Annotated in this window: 2 pseudogenes; both read left to right on the top strand. The window is 60.4% G+C overall.

What is annotated here, in order from left to right:
• Window positions 1–355, top strand: a pseudogene (locus VE25_RS22845) (hypothetical protein); the annotation flags it as partial.
• Window positions 356–389: 34 nt separating this feature from the next.
• Window positions 390–705, top strand: a pseudogene (locus tag VE25_RS22585) (hypothetical protein); the annotation flags it as partial.

Here is a 705-nt window from a genome sequence, read left to right on the forward strand (position 1 = left end):
GAAAGAGGGAGGGAGGGGACAGGGGAAGAAAGGAGAGGGAGAGGAAGGGAAAGCGAAGGCGAAACAGAGAAGAGAGGCTGAAGAAGGGCACGGGAAGCAAAAGCAGGCAGGGCGGAGGGGAGAGGCAGGGGGAGAGGGGAAGCAGCGGCTGGAGGAGGAAGGAAAGGATGAGAGGAGAGGCGGGGTGAGGAAAGGGGAGGGAGAGGAGGGGAAGGGAGGAGGAGAAAGAAGGGAAAAAAGGGGGGAGAGAGGGAGGAAAGGAGAGGGAGGAGGGGGGGAGGAAGGGGGAGGAGGGAAGGACGGAAGAGAAAGGGGAGGAGGGAGGGGAGGAGGGGAGAGGGGAGGAAGTAGGTGATGGGGGAGAAGGAGGGGAGGAAGAAGACGGGAGGGTGAAGAGAGAAGGGGAAGGAAAGGGAAGAAGAAGAAGAAGGAGGAGACGAAGGAGAGAGAAAAGAGATGGAGGGAAGGCAGGGTCAGATGGGGAGAAGAGACAGAACTGGCACAGGTTCGCGCGCATGGCGGGTGACGAGAATTTCGGCAACTGGGGCGGCGGCTGGCGCATCGTGCGCATGCTCGCCTCCGGTGACCTTCGGCTCTTCGCTCTAGAAAGCATCGAGAAGCAGACGGGAGATGGCTACGACCGCATCAAGGAGATCGAGGAGAAGTCCGGGGGATTCAATTCGAAGAGACCCGGCGTCGTCTATG

Origin of the sequence: Devosia geojensis (assembly GCF_000969415.1) — a bacterium.
GTDB classification, from domain to species: Bacteria; Pseudomonadota; Alphaproteobacteria; order Rhizobiales; family Devosiaceae; genus Devosia; species Devosia geojensis.